The 14,721-nt window shown below is 39.7% G+C and carries 12 protein-coding genes; 8 read left to right on the top strand and 4 right to left on the bottom strand.

The features are described 5' to 3' along the window. Positions 1-162: 162 nt before the first annotated feature. The 3 genes from AC787_RS31030 (at position 163) to AC787_RS31020 (ending at position 3,787) form a co-directional block, all read left to right on the top strand. Complete coding sequence (locus AC787_RS31030) at positions 163-1,212, top strand: helix-turn-helix transcriptional regulator (RefSeq protein WP_054028846.1); 1,050 nt, start codon at positions 163-165, stop codon at positions 1,210-1,212. Positions 1,213-1,411: 199 nt separating this feature from the next. Continuing rightward, positions 1,412-2,206: an SDR family NAD(P)-dependent oxidoreductase gene (locus AC787_RS31025; RefSeq protein ID WP_054028845.1), complete on the top strand. Its 795-nt coding sequence runs from the start codon at positions 1,412-1,414 to the stop codon at positions 2,204-2,206. Between the two features lie 237 nt (positions 2,207-2,443). Next, the gene (locus AC787_RS31020; protein WP_054028844.1) at positions 2,444-3,787 is read left to right on the top strand and encodes an MATE family efflux transporter; all 1,344 of its coding nucleotides are present in this window, start codon (positions 2,444-2,446) and stop codon (positions 3,785-3,787) included. A gap of 114 nt (positions 3,788-3,901) precedes the next feature. Here AC787_RS31020 and AC787_RS31015 read toward each other — a convergent pair whose 3' ends face one another. Together AC787_RS31015 and AC787_RS35245 are read right to left on the bottom strand one after the other, a co-directional pair. Beyond that, positions 3,902-4,090 (bottom strand): hypothetical protein, encoded by a 189-nt coding sequence (locus AC787_RS31015; RefSeq protein ID WP_054028843.1) that lies wholly within the window; start codon positions 4,088-4,090, stop codon positions 3,902-3,904. 48 nt (positions 4,091-4,138) lie between these two features. After that, positions 4,139-4,777: a cell wall hydrolase gene (locus AC787_RS35245; RefSeq protein ID WP_054028842.1), complete on the bottom strand. Its 639-nt coding sequence runs from the start codon at positions 4,775-4,777 to the stop codon at positions 4,139-4,141. 216 nt (positions 4,778-4,993) lie between these two features. Here AC787_RS35245 and AC787_RS31005 point away from each other — a divergent pair, with 216 nt between their 5' ends. From AC787_RS31005 to AC787_RS30990, 3 genes are all read left to right on the top strand, one after another. Then, the gene (locus AC787_RS31005) at positions 4,994-5,221 is read left to right on the top strand and encodes a hypothetical protein (RefSeq protein ID WP_054028841.1); all 228 of its coding nucleotides are present in this window, start codon (positions 4,994-4,996) and stop codon (positions 5,219-5,221) included. A 438-nt stretch (positions 5,222-5,659) separates the two neighbouring features. Continuing rightward, positions 5,660-6,043, top strand: coding sequence for a YciI family protein (locus AC787_RS31000; RefSeq protein ID WP_054028840.1), 384 nt, complete (start codon positions 5,660-5,662; stop codon positions 6,041-6,043). A 579-nt stretch (positions 6,044-6,622) separates the two neighbouring features. Beyond that, entirely contained in the window at positions 6,623-7,432 is an 810-nt protein-coding gene (locus AC787_RS30990) for a serine/threonine protein kinase (protein WP_082361355.1), read from the top strand. A gap of 1,148 nt (positions 7,433-8,580) precedes the next feature. On the opposite strand, the gene AC787_RS30975 is transcribed toward AC787_RS30990, so the two are convergent. Then, positions 8,581-9,729, bottom strand: coding sequence for a sensor histidine kinase (locus tag AC787_RS30975; protein ID WP_054028836.1), 1,149 nt, complete (start codon positions 9,727-9,729; stop codon positions 8,581-8,583). Then, entirely contained in the window at positions 9,722-10,411 is a 690-nt protein-coding gene (locus AC787_RS30970) for a response regulator transcription factor (RefSeq protein ID WP_054028835.1), read from the bottom strand. The genes AC787_RS30975 and AC787_RS30970 overlap by 8 nt, the downstream gene beginning before the upstream one ends. A gap of 205 nt (positions 10,412-10,616) precedes the next feature. Here AC787_RS30970 and AC787_RS30965 point away from each other — a divergent pair, with 205 nt between their 5' ends. Next, the gene (locus AC787_RS30965; RefSeq protein WP_054028834.1) at positions 10,617-12,560 is read left to right on the top strand and encodes an ABC transporter ATP-binding protein/permease; all 1,944 of its coding nucleotides are present in this window, start codon (positions 10,617-10,619) and stop codon (positions 12,558-12,560) included. Then, complete coding sequence (locus AC787_RS30960) at positions 12,560-14,356, top strand: ATP-binding cassette domain-containing protein (protein ID WP_054028833.1); 1,797 nt, start codon at positions 12,560-12,562, stop codon at positions 14,354-14,356. Before AC787_RS30965 ends, AC787_RS30960 begins: the two co-directional genes overlap by 1 nt. The last annotated feature ends 365 nt before the right edge of the window (positions 14,357-14,721 follow it).

Genomic DNA, 14,721 nt, shown 5'->3' with positions numbered 1-14,721 from the left:
TGTATGTAAGATTCGGCGTGATTGGCAAGTGAAATGTCACTTTCTGCTAGTTACAGAGCGAAATGGGAGAGGTACTATAATTGCAGTCTCATCAACGAGGCAGGACACACAATCACAACCAAAACTAATGAATATGTAAGTAGCTAAAGGAGGCCCATAAGTATGAAGTCTCATACTTCTGACCGTATTAAAATCCCACAAGGATTTTGGGCAGGATTACGTCAATTAGGGATTGCCGCCCACGACGTAGCTCGCAAAGCACGACTGCCACTCACCATTATTACTGAACCAGTAGTCACCACCGCCCAATATTTCGCGATCTGGCAGGCCTACTCCGATCTCATTGGTGACACTGCCAAAGGAATCATCAATCTTGCGACCGTCTTTGAAACAGCGAAGTACCCACCGACCGTCTTGGCGACTTACCACGCTCGTGACTACCGCGACGCCCTTAACCGAATGGCTCGGTACAAACAACTTTGTCCCCCCGAAAGCTTACGTATCACCGAGGAGGGCGAGCACTGTACAATCGAACTGGAATGGCTGGATACCGAGCAACCCGGTCCGCCTATGCTGGTTGGTATCACGTTGGCATGTCTTCTAGAGCTTGGGCGCCGGGGCACAGGTAAACCTTTGACGGCGCAGTTGGTCGAATTTTCGCACTCAATGGGCGATGTACTGGCCCTTGAAGCTTACTTCGGCTGCCGTATCCGGATTGGTGCAAAATACAACCGGTTAACGCTTCATCGAAATGATCTGGACCGCCCCTTTGTCTCGTACAACGAAGAGTTGCTGGAGATCCTGACTCCTGCTTTGGACCGATCGTTGGATGAAGAGCAGCGCAGCCGATCAATTACCGAGAAGGTCAAATGGATTATGAAACGTAGCCTCACAGGAGGGCGCCCCGACGTTCAGGCTATTGCGAAGGAGCTCAGTATGAGTGATCGTACATTGCAGCGCCGGCTTGCTGACGAAAACACGAGCTTCAAGCATCTATTGACACAAGCTAGACATGAACAAGCACGAGAGTACTTGGCAGACCCCTCGCTCGATATTAAAGAAGTGGCTTTCTTGATTGGATATGAAGACCAGAACTCTTTTTACCGCGCCTTCCGCCTTTGGGAAGGTAATACACCTTCAAATTGGCGTTCTGAACATTTAAGTACAAACTCGATATCAGAAGGACAGTTAGGCATGCCGACTATTCATTAGTAGAATTATGAGCCTAACCCATTCTAAAGAGAGCTAGTATTTACTGGGTTTTATCATTTGGCGTGTTAAACAAGAACTTTGGCGTAATAGGCTAGTTACTGAACAATCCAAACAAGGTAATATAATCACTATCCGAAAGACAGGAGCGATTTTAAAGGCCAGCTGATCATGACATCGCTTTGAAGAGGAGAAATGTATTATGGATATGGGATTGAATAATAAAACAGCTTTAGTAACAGGTTCAACGAAAGGTATTGGTAAAGCAATTGCCATTGAACTTGCCAAAGAAGGTGTTAATGTACTAATTAATGGACGAAATGATGAAGAGGTAGAACGAAATGTAAAGGAAATTAAGTCAGATTTCCCGGCTACCTCTCCTCAAAATGCTACAGCCGATATTGTGGATATTGGGCAAAGAGAAGCTTTATTTGAAAAATACCCCAATATTGATATTTTAGTTAACAATATGGGTATTTATGAAATGATGCATTATGAGGACGTTGACGATGAAGTATGGGAAAAATACTTCCGTACTAATGTTCTTGCTGCAAATGGATTATCTAAATTTTATTTACCTAAAATGTTGAAAAATGATTATGGCCGTATTATCTTTATTGCGAGTGAAGAAGCAATTATGCCTTCAGGACAAATGCCTCAGTATTGTATGACAAAATCAATGTTATTATCATTGTCAAAAAGCTTATCTAAATTAACAATAGGAACAGAAGTTACAGTCAATTCGATCATGCCAGGACCAACACTCTCTGAAAATGTGCATCAAATAATTGAAGGTATGTACCCTAATGAAGATATGACTTTTTCGGAAAAAGAGAAAGAATTTATGACTACAAACCTACCACAATCTGAAATACAGCGATTTATCAAGCCTATTGAAATAGGTAGACTAACTACATTTGTATGTAGTCCTTATGCATCCGCATTTAAAGGTTCTCCAATCCGTATGGATGGGGGAATGATACCGACTATTTTTTAACATTTTTTCAATTTCGAATATTGTATATAGGTTTTACAAATGTATAACAATAGGATGCTCCAATACTATAGTATTGGAGCATCCTATTGTTTAATATATCTACGAGGGATACTTGATAGGATGAAGAAGAGTCGACACTCGAACATGGATGTCCCTGTTGAATATTAAAAAAGGAAGTGCTCCTTCAATGTCGAATGAAAGGGTATACATTCTGCTGAAAAGAGGCTAACAACACGTATGCTGCAAAATTGGAAAAAAATATTACTTCTAGCCATTCCGTCACTAGTGTCCTTCGCCACCGCTACCGTGACGGGAACGATCAATCTGATTCTGGTAGGTGATCTCGGATTCCTGATTATCGCCATCGTCGGCGTCTCCAACATTATTATGTATAACGCTTTTGCAATTTTCTCCGGAATCGGACATACGGTGAACTATCTGGTTGCCCAAAATTATGGTTCGAACGATATGCAGAAAGGGATCCAACGGACGTATCTCGCATTTTATTTATGTCTGATCTTTGCGGTGCTGACCGCCGTCGTGGGCTTGTTGCTCTCCGATGATATCCTGCGGTTGACGGGAGGCTCAGCGGATCTCGTCAGAGAAGGCACTGATTATCTTGAACTCCGTTTCTTTGCGATGTCCTTCGGGATCATCAACTTTGTGTTCCACGGATTTCTGCGCGGGATCGGGGCGACCCGGCTGTCTATGGTCATCGCGCTGATCAGCAATCTAATCATAATCTTTCTTACATACACGCTTACATTCGGGAATTGGGGTTTTCCTGAACTCGGTCTGACCGGAGCAGGAGCAGCGGTGCTGGTCGGTGAAGCGGTTCAACTGCTGGTGTGTGTGATCGTCTTTTATTTCGTACTGCATAAGCCGTTCAACACAAGGCAACTTGTGAAGTTTAACTGGCCGGAAATGAAGCTGCTGCTGCAGGAAAGCGGCAAGCTGGGTGCGCAGGAGTTCTCGCTCAGCCTATCGATGTTCATCTTCACCGCCTTTGTAGCCCGGCTGGGCGATACGGCGCTGGCAGCGAACGAGGTAGCACTCAGCGTCATGGCGTTCGGCTTCATGCCGGCATTCGCCTTCGGTGCAACCGCTACGATTCTGGTCGGCCAATATGTCGGTCAGGGCAAGGCTCACCTCGGAAGGAGAGCCGGGACGGATACGGCGATCCTGGGATCAATTTTTCTGATCATACTCGGTACGGTAGAGACATTCCTGGCCGGACCGATTGCGCGGTTATATTCCTCCGATCCAGCCGTCTATGAAGTGGCGGCGTTTCTGATTATGATCTCGGCGTATCTACAAATTTTCGACGGACTGCTGAATTTTTACGCGGGCGGATTACGGGGGCTCGGGGATACGACATTTTTGCTCAAAATATCGCTGGCCGCCAGCTGGCTGCTGTTCGTGCCGCTTGCCTATATCTTCATCAATGTGTTGGAGTGGGGAAGTGTGGGCGCATGGCTGGCATTATATACGTTCCTTATGGTCATGGGGGTGTCGATCATGCTCCGGTTTTACCGGACAGATTGGTCCGCGGTCAAGCTGAAAGAAGCATCACATGGTTAATGATTCGAAATAGTACCTGCGTTGTTACGCTACCGGGAAAGAGCGTTATAAAGATAAAAAGAGCAAGCGCTGCGTCAGCGTTTGCTCTTTTTAATGAAATAGTCCGATATTCAATTAAAGAATTTCATCAATGGATCGGTTTTTTATGATATTAATAACAAAAAATCCTAAATCATCATAACTCATTGTATTTAATTTTTCTTTGAAATCCTTTGGAATAGCCTCTTTTTCAAAAATTCCTTTGATAATATCAATGACCAATTCAACTCTAGCCTGATGTCGGTCCTTAGTGTCAATGCTCATTCATTTATTCTCCTGTTCTAGATAAATGTCCTTCTCACTTGGCTATACCTATAGCGTAAATTGATGATTGCCGATTTTCTTGGTAGCTGTACGCGTCTTGAACCAAGTCGATTTAGAGATTACCGGATTAAAGTAGAACAATGCATTGCCGGTGGGATCCATCCCTTTTACAGCAGCTTTAGCCGCCTTGAATGCCGTTTGATTGGGGATAAGCCAGTACTGTCCGTCTTTTACGGCTGAGAAAGCATTTGGCTCCATAATGACTTCTTTCACTGTTTTCGGAAACTTTGAAGACTGGAGGCGATTCATTACGACCGCACCGACCGCCACCTGACCTTTATAATCTTCCCCTCTGGCCTCGGCATAGATGACACGTGCTAGCATGGAAAGCTCTTTTTTGTTGACCGACAATTTTTTGAGTTTCGCCCATGTTTTCGGACCTACAACGCCGTCACTCTGGAGCCCATTATTTTTTTGAAAACGTTGAACCGCGTTGCGGGTGCCCTTACCAAAATTTTTATCTATGGGCAAATTGTAATAACCGGTCGTCTGAAGCCGAAACTGCAGATCCGGAATGTTCTGTCCCTCGCTGCCGAATTTCAAGACAGGAGAAGCATCTACTTTGTGATTTGCTGCAGTTGCGGTAGCGAGTACGAGTACAGCGAATAGAGCTAGAAATTTCTTCATGATGATTAAATCCCTCCGTGTGCGAATAATTGGTAAATTATCGAATGGCTTAGAGCGTTTATTCTAGCACAGCTTGAATAGGATAATCTTGTTAAGATTTTCTCATATACGTCCCCCCTGAAAGAATGGAAATGCATCGAATTATTATTATATTAACGATATGTAACTACTAAAAAATAATTTAAAATCGCAGATCACGGATAGTAGGAGTGTACAATGCAGGGTGATATTGAATTAGCAATGGAAAAAATAGAGCAGCTTAATTTTCGTAATCAAAGAGCTATGATGGAATTAGTAAAAAGAAGTCTAAAATTAAATGATGATGAATTTACTAAAGAATTGCTTGTAGCTTACGCTCATCAAAACCCCATACATATTTTAGAGGTATCCGTTGCTCTACAATATGAAGAAATCATTAAGGCGCTTCCAGATAAATTTGCTTAGTCACGGAACAGATTGTCTAATAAGCTGCTCATTTAGTTTTGTCCACTATAGTGTAAGGTGAATAGAACGAGTCAATAAAGTTGATTGATTATGACAACGGGTAACGATAGTTTAATACAAACAGATTAAAAACCTCTCATTAGAAGCAAACCTAGATTTATTAGGACTAATAGGAGGTTTTATTTTGAATATAGATGAATAGTGGAGACTGAAAACAGCCGATAAGCAGATTCAGGGGTTTAGTCCAAACACACTAAAAGCATACGCATTACAGCTAAAGATGCTAGTTTCGGAATTTGTGATCTTGATATTTCTGAAGTTATTCTTCAGTTGCTTTCAGTTTCTGGGAAAAATAAGTTATAGCCGTGTCGATTTTGTTAACTACCGTTCGTCGTATGAATAGAGGCACAATTCATCACATCTTAAGGAGGATGAAAAATGAAGTTTCTGTGTTTGGGATACTTAGATCATGAGAAAATGGATGCCCGTCCGGAGAAGGAGATCAATGCAGTGATGAGTTTATGTCAGCCTCACCTAGAAGAATTCTATAAAAGCGGCCAAGTAATTATGGATGCTGGCCTGGCCTTAGAATCAAAATGCTTGCGCCATGAGAATGGGAAGGTGACGATTACGGACGGTCCCTTTACTGAGACTAAGGAGATGATAGGCAGCGTATTCCTCATAGAAGCACAGGACATGGAAGATGCCATAAGGGTAGCTTCTCTTCATCCGACTACGCAAGTGGGGGCGGGTCAGCAGTTTGGCTGGCGCCTAGAGATCCGACCGATTCATTACTTTGAAAAGAAAGAACAGCAGGAGTAGTCTCTGATTCTCTCCACCTGACTCATCATGATGGAGCTCTCAATATCGTTCGCTAACGGGCAGGATAACGCAACTTACCGTGCGATTTTTACATCTATGCAATCTGAATTGAACAAATGGAACACCATAGTTCAAATACTTTAAGGCTGCCGCACGGCAGCCTTTTCTTAACGAATGGGAAGGATAGTTATAACTTGAATCATGTGGTAAAATATGGTTCGAGGACGAATTTTATGGGTTCACGGTTGATGCATTTAATAGTTGGTGAGATAGTCGCTTCTAGCCTCGATGTTATAAAAAACAAAAGAGATTTTTTAATTGGTTCCATTGCGCCTGATGCTGCTTTCTCGTTCGAAAGGAAAGTTATTACTCATTATTTCGAAGGAGATGTAGACAAGAGAACTAGGCGGGTAAACTATCAAAGATATATTGATACATACTTATCAGATAGTAAAGATGATTAATATTGAACTAACAGGCAGAATAGCTTAATTAAATGATACAATTTCAAAAAAATAATTGTACATCCTGACCAAGAGTGGACAATAATTATAAAGGTAATCACTCTAAGGAGGCTGCATGGAACTGTTCGAGTATTTGAAAGGGGTATACGAAGCTTGGATCGACTTTCCCAAAGGAGAGGGCACCAACATCACTAACAAATACCGAATACAACGATTCCTTGGCATTGGCAGCTACGGGTTAACCTATATATGTCTAGATGTGGATTCCGGCCAAGAGGTAGTTCTGAAGCAAGCCAAGCCAAGCAAGGGGAAGGTCGGTCGAGATTTGTTGTACCGGGAGATTGATGTTCTGGGGCAGCTGCGACATCCTTCGATTCAGAGATGCTTGGCGTCGTTCGAATATAAAGACCAGTTATATATGGTAACCGAGCACGTGAAAGGGCAGACGGTGGAGGATTTGATTTTCGAGCGAGGTGTGGTGTTTTCTGAAAAAGAAGCTCTTTGTTTCGTTCGCAGATTGATGGAGATTTTAAGCTATGTCCATGAACAAGGATTCGTTCATCTCGATATCCGGATACCGAACGTCATATTGAATGGAGATCAGATCCACCTCATTGATTTCGGCTTGGCCTGTCGCTTTGGGGAGCCGATTCGCACGAAACTCGGATCGGATGACGAGACAACGCTAAGTAGAACCGCGGGGGCTCCAAACGATCTATATGCTGTTGGCCATTTTATTCTTTTTATGCTGTATTCCGGTTATGATTCGTGTACTTTTGAAGTTGAATTAAATTCAGGATGGCAGGACGAACTGACTGTATCACCGATGACCAAGCATATGCTTCGCAAGCTTCTCCAGATCGATCCTCCTTATATGGATACAAAACAGTTTGTGCGGGATTTGGACCATTGGTTGAATCGATGAGTATAAAAAAAAGCCGCTATACGCGGCTTTTTTGATTAGCTAGAGCTTTTATATTTATTTTTGTAGTAGCCGTGGCCTTGGTTTTTGTGTCCGTAACCTTGGTCGGACGAATTCTTGTGACCGTAATGTTGCTTCCGACCGCTGGAGCTGTAGCGATGACGTCCTTGCTTGGAATGTTGGACGGACCCTAATATTTTTTGGAGAAAACGCTTGAGCATTTCTTCATTCCTCCTTTGGCTTTAGTTTTTACTACGGATAACAGGTCATGAGGTTTCCAATTTACTCTTCTGGGCTTGTTGCGCTAACGGGTAACGTTAAACAAACAAGGAGCAATTTGCTACGGCAGCTGCTCCATTTTTTTATTATGCTAACGAACAGGATAGTTCAATCACTTACGCGAATAGCCTTATATTAGGGACTCGAAATTATTGAACTCTAAAAAAGTAGGTGAACTTAATTCTTGAGAAGATGTCTGCTACAAACTTAATGGATTCATTATTTGATCTTTTCATATTTATTAGGGCTGATCCGATAAACCCTTTACTTTTTCAACTTTTACTTAAGTATCAAAGCTGGTTACATGAGGAAACAAAAATTAATGATCGTTCAATTAAGAAGTTATTAAATGAATTGAATTTAGTTGAAGACCATCAATACAAAATGAATATTATCTCAAAACTTAAAAGAATAAGGTTGTACGATAGAGTTCAAAACATAGATCGGGTTTATCAGAGCATTGGTCCGATTAAGTACATATTAGAAAGCTTAATAAATGTGATCGATCAAAAGGATTCAGAAAAAATAAGAATTATGGCAAGTTCAGTCCATAACTACCCATCATTCATTTTAGGTAAGTGCAATTGTAACTCTATAGATTTCTGGAATGATCATATTAGCTACTACAATAGAATTTTTCAAAGTGACTTCATGATAGAATGGAAGTATTTATTTTTTGATTATTACCCGAAGCATGAGCAATAAATGTTGCGCTAACGGGTAACTTAAACGAAATTGACAGAACAAAGGCAGTCAGCCAGAACGTTCTAGCGGACTGCCTTTTGTCATCTAACGGACAGTATTCTTTTAGTGATATTATTTTATTAGTTAAAATGAAATGTATGACTGTGTCACAACGATTAAACGAGTTGCTATATTTTTAAGATTACATTGAAGCAAGAACCCTCTTTTTCATTATCGGTAACAGTAAGCGTACCATTATGCTTTTTTATAATGCTGTCAACAATCGAAAGTCCTAAGCCTGCACCACCCATTTGACGGGAGCGCGATTTGTCAACACGATAAAAAGGCTCAAATATATTCTTTTTATTTTTTTCGGCAATACCGATTCCTGTATCTTTAACTATGATTGAAACCTGTTCTTTACTTAATTTGTGTACATTAACCTCGACCCTACCTCCGTCAATATTGTACTTAATTCCGTTTTCCACAAGGTTGTAAAATGCACGATACAACAAGTCGGTATTTCCAAAAACAATGCTATTATCACAATCTAAGGCCAGCGTAACATTTTTGTCTTTAGCTATGTGAGAAAGCTCTGAAATAATATCCTCAAAAATATCTTTTACGCAAATGCTGCTTTGCTCACCGTTATCGTCCAAATTCATCATATCTAAAAGGTTATCGACGAGTCCTCTCAAGCGATTTGTTTGCTTTTCAATAACGGAAATAAGAGCATCATATTCCTCGTTTGTATGATCCTTTCTCTTCTTAAATACATCAACCTTTGTTTGTAATACAGCAAGAGGTGTCCTAAGCTCGTGAGCGGCACTTGCGGAGAATCTTCCTTGCATCATAAAAGCATTATCCAGCTTATCCGTCATTTCATTAAAAGTTACAGTAAGCTCTGCAATCTCATCCTTTGTAGGCGGCACAGATAATGTTTCAGATAGATTACGCACGTTTATGTTTTTCACTTGACCATTTAACGTATCAAGAGGCTTTAATGCCTTTCCCGAAATATAATAGGTTAAGAAACCCCCGCCAACAATAACTAAAAGCATATAAATCATGCTTTCAATTCTATAATCCGTTCTTGCTTTTTGGGAATCATCAGTTGAAACGGCAGGGGTTAAGCTGCTTGACGGTAATTGAGAGCTTTCATCAACCCGTCCATCTTCGCCGACCTCTTGTGCCGGTAATAATAAAGTTGCATCAATCCTTGTAGCCATTCTATCAGCAGAATAATTAAGTATTAAGGTAAGACCTACACAACAAATAGCTAAAAGTGCAACAGTCATAACAGTAAGTCGCAATCGAATCGACATTTTTTTAAGCATTAAGATCACTGCCCTTTTCTGATAAAAAGTATCCTTCGCCGATTTTCGTTCCAATGGGATCGTGATTTAAAATAGCTTTCAGCTTCTTTCGGAGAGTTGCAATATGAACCCGAATAGCGCCGCTAAAGCTATCCGCACTCTGATCCCAAACATGTTCAATCAGTTCTTCTTGGCTAACCACTCTATCTTTGTTCAGCAAAAAATATTCAAGCAATGAAAATTCTTTTTTTGTAAGTGATATTTCATTTCCATTAACAACTGCAATACGCTTTGACAAATCCACTTGAATGGCTCCGCAGGAATGCATACTGCTTTCTTGCACAAACCTTCGCCTTAACAAATTTCGTATTCTTGCTTCCAACTCGGTAAAATCAAATGGCTTTGCCAAATAATCGTTTGCCCCTATGTCTAAGCCCTGGACTTTGTCACTAACACTACCCCTAGCACTGAGAATAAGTACCTTTAATTCAGGCTTTTCATCTCGTATTTTTGCTAAAACCTCAAGTCCGTCCATTTTCGGGAGGTTTAAATCAAGTACAACTAAGTCGTAATTTACTTCATATAAAAGCTCGTACGCAGTTTCACCATTGTCACAGGTATCAACGGCATAACCATCTATTCTTAGCCCATCTGCAATCGCATCTTGCAAATCAAGCTCGTCTTCTACAATAAGTATCCTCATATGCAAATCACCTCTTTTTTTATATTGTACCGTAAGTATGTGTTAAATCTATGTTAAGCACTTCATTTAAAACAAAAAATCACTTAACAGGGATTTAACATCGTTTGTTTTAAGATGGTTACATCAAGGTTAGGAGGAACAAAAATGGATATTCAAAAACCCTATAAAATGAAAATAAACAACATAGAAGAGAGGAAGTAATCAAATGTTTGAAATTAAAAATATGTCAAAACAATATAATGGCGAATTCGCTTTGATAAATATTTCCTTCACCATGGGAAAAGGATTGAATTTTATAGTCGGCGCTTCGGGTAGCGGTAAAACTACTCTTTTAAAAATCCTCAGCGGTATGGAACAGGATTTTGATGGTGAGGCTTACTATTGCGGTAAGAGCATTAAAGAATTAACCTCCAATGAAAAAAGTTATTACTACAACAATATTTTCGGATTTGTGTGGCAGGATTTTAATTTACTCGAAGAATTAACGGTTTTAGAGAATATCATGTTGCCAATATATTTAAAAAATAATCAAAATCAAAAGAACGCTGAAACGCTTTTAAAAGACCTCAATATCATTGAGCTTGCACATCAAAAAGTGAAATATCTTTCAGGTGGTCAAAAGCAGCGTGTTGCCATCGCAAGAGAGCTTATGAAAAATCCAAAGGTTATTATTGCTGACGAGCCAACAAGTGCCTTGGATGAAAAAACAGCAAAAACAACAATGGATATTCTGAAAGCTATTTCTAAATACAGAACAGTTATAGTTGTAACCCACGATACCAATTTGATTGATAATAAATCTAACATTATACACTTGGATAAGGGAGAATTGATTGCAGCACCACAAGAATTTGTAACTAAAACAGAAAACATTAAATACAATCAAAATCACCGCTTATCTATCAAAAATGCCTTTTCACTTACCAAATCGAATGTAAAAAGTAAATTTGGACGATTTTTAGTATCAACCCTTGCTCTAATGATTTCAGGAATATTATGTCTTACAACTGTAAGCGGGGCAATCGGGGGCAGCAGTCAAGGTGAGTTTGACAAGCTCATTGAAACGTATGGCGAAGGTCTTAAAGATATTAGTTTAGTTGGAAGTTTTATGGATGCGGGAGGAACAGGCGGTAATAAGGAAGAAAAGCCGAACGCTAATGTAACGCAAGATATTGGTGGCTTATATGATAGATATGTAGGCGATGAGCGTATTGACTTTAGTGCTTTTTTACGAGCGTTTGAAGATATTAAAGTTACGCTTAGCGGCAAAGAATATAAAATACAAGGCACAGGCAGTACTCCGTCAATCAATAAGCTGGTAGCAGGAAAAATGCCGACAGGCAAAGAAAACGAGATTGTTGTCCCCGTTCGTTTTGTTGAAACATTGGGAATATCAAACGAGCAAGCTATAGGCAAAGAAATTGATTTTAGCGGCTCTATATACAATTGGGACACTGGTAATCCTATTTCAAAAAACGTAGCCATAACCGCAACGATTGTAGGCGTTGCAGATACTACTGTCTATTATGAATATGAAGGAAAAATGTCAGAGTACTCCGTTGATGACTCTTTCTTCTTCAGCAAAATCGCACTTGATGATATGACAAGACAAGCAGGAATTAAAAAAGACACAATGAATTTTCTTATTCGAGCAAAGACTCCTGCTGATATGATTTCCATTAAAGACGAGCTAAACGAAATAGGTATTGTACCTCTTGGCAGATTTGAACTTGTTGAGGATATTGTTAGATTAAATGAGCAAACAACCGAACAGTCAGGGTCTGCAAGTGTGCTCATAGGAATGTTGTCTGTCGTTATGGTGATTGCCATCTTCCTTATCACAGGTTTTATGAGAAAAAGAGAATTTGCCATTTATAAAGTCAGCGGCTTTAATAATGCTCATTTGAGTCTGCTTAACTTGACGGAAATGATCTCAGGAACCATTACAGCCATTCTGTTAATGCTTGTTACATCACCTCTTATCAATTTGGCTACCAAAGATTTATTCAATACAAATATTCTTAATTCAAAGATGTTGTTTACGGGTGTGCTAATGATTGCTTTAGTCGCTGTTGTGGCTTACTTTTCAACTGCTATTACATTCATAAAAACCAATACAACCACAGCATTGAAGACAGGTGACCGATAATGATTCAGATAAAAAACCTTATAAAAAGATATGATCATTCGCTAATTCTAGATGATACAAGCTTTACTTTTCCAAGCAAAGGACTTATTTGCATTCTAGGTGCATCGGGCTCAGGTAAAAGCACTCTACTTAATATGATTGCAGGCTTTGACAGCCTTTACAGCGGTGATATTACAGTGTGGGGTACTTCAATCAGCAGACTGAACGCAGATGAATTATGTGCATATCGCAGAGAAAATATCGGATTTATCTTTCAAAATTACCATCTCTTAAGCGGATATACCGTACTTGAAAACATTTTGCTTGCTTGTGAGCTAAATACTTCAAGTGAAGAAGAAAACAGAAGAAATGCCAAAGAACTCATAAATAAACTGGGATTAACTGATAAGACTGATGAAAAAATAGAAAATCTTTCGGGCGGTCAAAAGCAAAGAACTGCGATTGCAAGAGCGATAATTAGTAATCCTCGTATTGTGTTGGCTGATGAGCCGACAGGAGCATTAGACCGCAGCAACTCCAATGAAATCATGGAGCTTTTAAAAGAGATTTCGAAGGATCGGTTGGTTATTGTGATTACTCACGATCAACAGGTTTGTAGCTATGCAGATGACGTTATTAATATCGAGAATGGAAAAATTATTGCAAAAAATCTCGATTCTCAAACAGATATTACTACTAATAATAAACTTAGCTTAACTATGGCTAACAAAGGATCTGCGTTCAAGCGAGGGCTTAAGAACTTCAATGTCCATATTTCACGCTATATTGCTGTCAGTCTTGCAATTTCCATAGGCATCCTTGCATTTATGTTATCTTTATCTTCGGATAATATTATGGAAAAATCTATTTCAGATTTTAAGGATAAAAATACAGCCTTTAGCAACGGATATATCAAAGGCGAAGATGATGGAACTGTATATGAGATGCTGAATTCCGATGAACGTATCGAAAATGTTTATTATCAATACAAAATAACGGATGTTACATTAAGGTTAGGTGATAAAACCGAAGTTATGGCAGAAAAATACCCTATGCCAAAGGCTACTGAAAATATGTCATACGGTGTTATGCCAAAAGCAGGTGAAAAGGAAATCACACTTAGTCCGAGCCTTGCTAAAAAGTTTGAAAATAATATCAGTAACTTAATTGGAAAAGATCTTATCTTAAAATATGGTGAAAAAGAATACACGCTTACGATAAGTGGCATTTTTAATGCAGGTTACGATGATTTCTTTGTAAGCTCCGATATTGAACAAGATTTCTATGAAAATATGGATGGTGATAAATCCTATTCAATTAGTTACGATGTAACAGACTTTGAAGATATTGTATCAGTCAGTCAAATGCTTGCTGACAAAAAAATCGATAGTAAAGTTGCAGCCACAGAAGTAGGAGCATTGCAAAGCACATTCAACAGTCTAAACCGTTTGTTCTTGATCGTTTCTATTCTAATTTTAGCAATTGGTTTGTTTATCAGCACAGTACTACTTATCAAACTGCAAAATTCGAGGTACAAGGAATTAGGGCTGCTGTCGGCTTTGGGATTTAATAAAGGAACAATACAAAAAATGATTGTAAGCGAAAATCTGCTTTTATCGACAATGTCGGCTATCTTTAATGCTGTCCTCGTTGGCTGTGTTTATATAATTGGTATGGTCTTCAAATTAGCAATTATTATTACCCCATTACAAATCATAGTATCAATACTTTCCACAGGCGTTGTTGTTATTGTAATTAGCGTAATAGCTAGCCACAAGTTAATCCGTATTGAGCCTGCTGCAGCGTTGAGAAATTAATGCACTATATTTAATTGAGCGCTAAAGGAGCATCGCTAAAAGGTATAGCATAGGTTCATCACGAATAAAAAGATTTAACAGTGATGCGAAAGTAACATAGAGAGCTATTCATCACGCTAACGGGTACGATAGCTAAATAAAACGGAGTTGTTGTGGCGATAGTTGAGAGGCTGAAGGGAGGCTGCCGACATAAAACGGCAGCCTCGTCTCTGGACCGATAATCGGAGTCAAATCCCACTAATCGGCATGCGTAAGATGAACGCCGATTAGCTGGCGCGCATATTAGCCACCAAGTTCTATCAAGAAGGGATCATTTAGCAATGAGTATTTCTCCCACATCTCTAATGAAAACGACAGTATGAAAG

This window comes from Bacillus sp. FJAT-28004 (assembly GCF_001280845.1).
Classification (GTDB): domain Bacteria; phylum Bacillota; class Bacilli; order Paenibacillales; family Paenibacillaceae; genus Pristimantibacillus.
Note: the sequence above shows the minus strand (reverse complement) of the source record. Positions and strands in the feature narration are given on the sequence as shown.

What these genes read in the sequence shown, in the direction of transcription:
- AC787_RS31030 (WP_054028846.1), top strand. Translation starts at nt 163, where the DNA reads ATGAAGTCTCATACTTCTGACCGTATTAAAATCCCACAAGGATTTTGG.
- AC787_RS31025 (WP_054028845.1), top strand. Translation starts at nt 1,412, where the DNA reads ATGGATATGGGATTGAATAATAAAACAGCTTTAGTAACAGGTTCAACG.
- AC787_RS31020 (WP_054028844.1), top strand. Translation starts at nt 2,444, where the DNA reads ATGCTGCAAAATTGGAAAAAAATATTACTTCTAGCCATTCCGTCACTA.
- AC787_RS31015 (WP_054028843.1), bottom strand. Translation starts at nt 4,090, where the DNA reads ATGAGCATTGACACTAAGGACCGACATCAGGCTAGAGTTGAATTGGTC.
- AC787_RS35245 (WP_054028842.1), bottom strand. Translation starts at nt 4,777, where the DNA reads ATGAAGAAATTTCTAGCTCTATTCGCTGTACTCGTACTCGCTACCGCA.
- AC787_RS31005 (WP_054028841.1), top strand. Translation starts at nt 4,994, where the DNA reads ATGCAGGGTGATATTGAATTAGCAATGGAAAAAATAGAGCAGCTTAAT.
- AC787_RS31000 (WP_054028840.1), top strand. Translation starts at nt 5,660, where the DNA reads ATGAAGTTTCTGTGTTTGGGATACTTAGATCATGAGAAAATGGATGCC.
- AC787_RS30990 (WP_082361355.1), top strand. Translation starts at nt 6,623, where the DNA reads ATGGAACTGTTCGAGTATTTGAAAGGGGTATACGAAGCTTGGATCGAC.
- AC787_RS30975 (WP_054028836.1), bottom strand. Translation starts at nt 9,729, where the DNA reads ATGCTTAAAAAAATGTCGATTCGATTGCGACTTACTGTTATGACTGTT.
- AC787_RS30970 (WP_054028835.1), bottom strand. Translation starts at nt 10,411, where the DNA reads ATGAGGATACTTATTGTAGAAGACGAGCTTGATTTGCAAGATGCGATT.
- AC787_RS30965 (WP_054028834.1), top strand. Translation starts at nt 10,617, where the DNA reads ATGTTTGAAATTAAAAATATGTCAAAACAATATAATGGCGAATTCGCT.
- AC787_RS30960 (WP_054028833.1), top strand. Translation starts at nt 12,560, where the DNA reads ATGATTCAGATAAAAAACCTTATAAAAAGATATGATCATTCGCTAATT.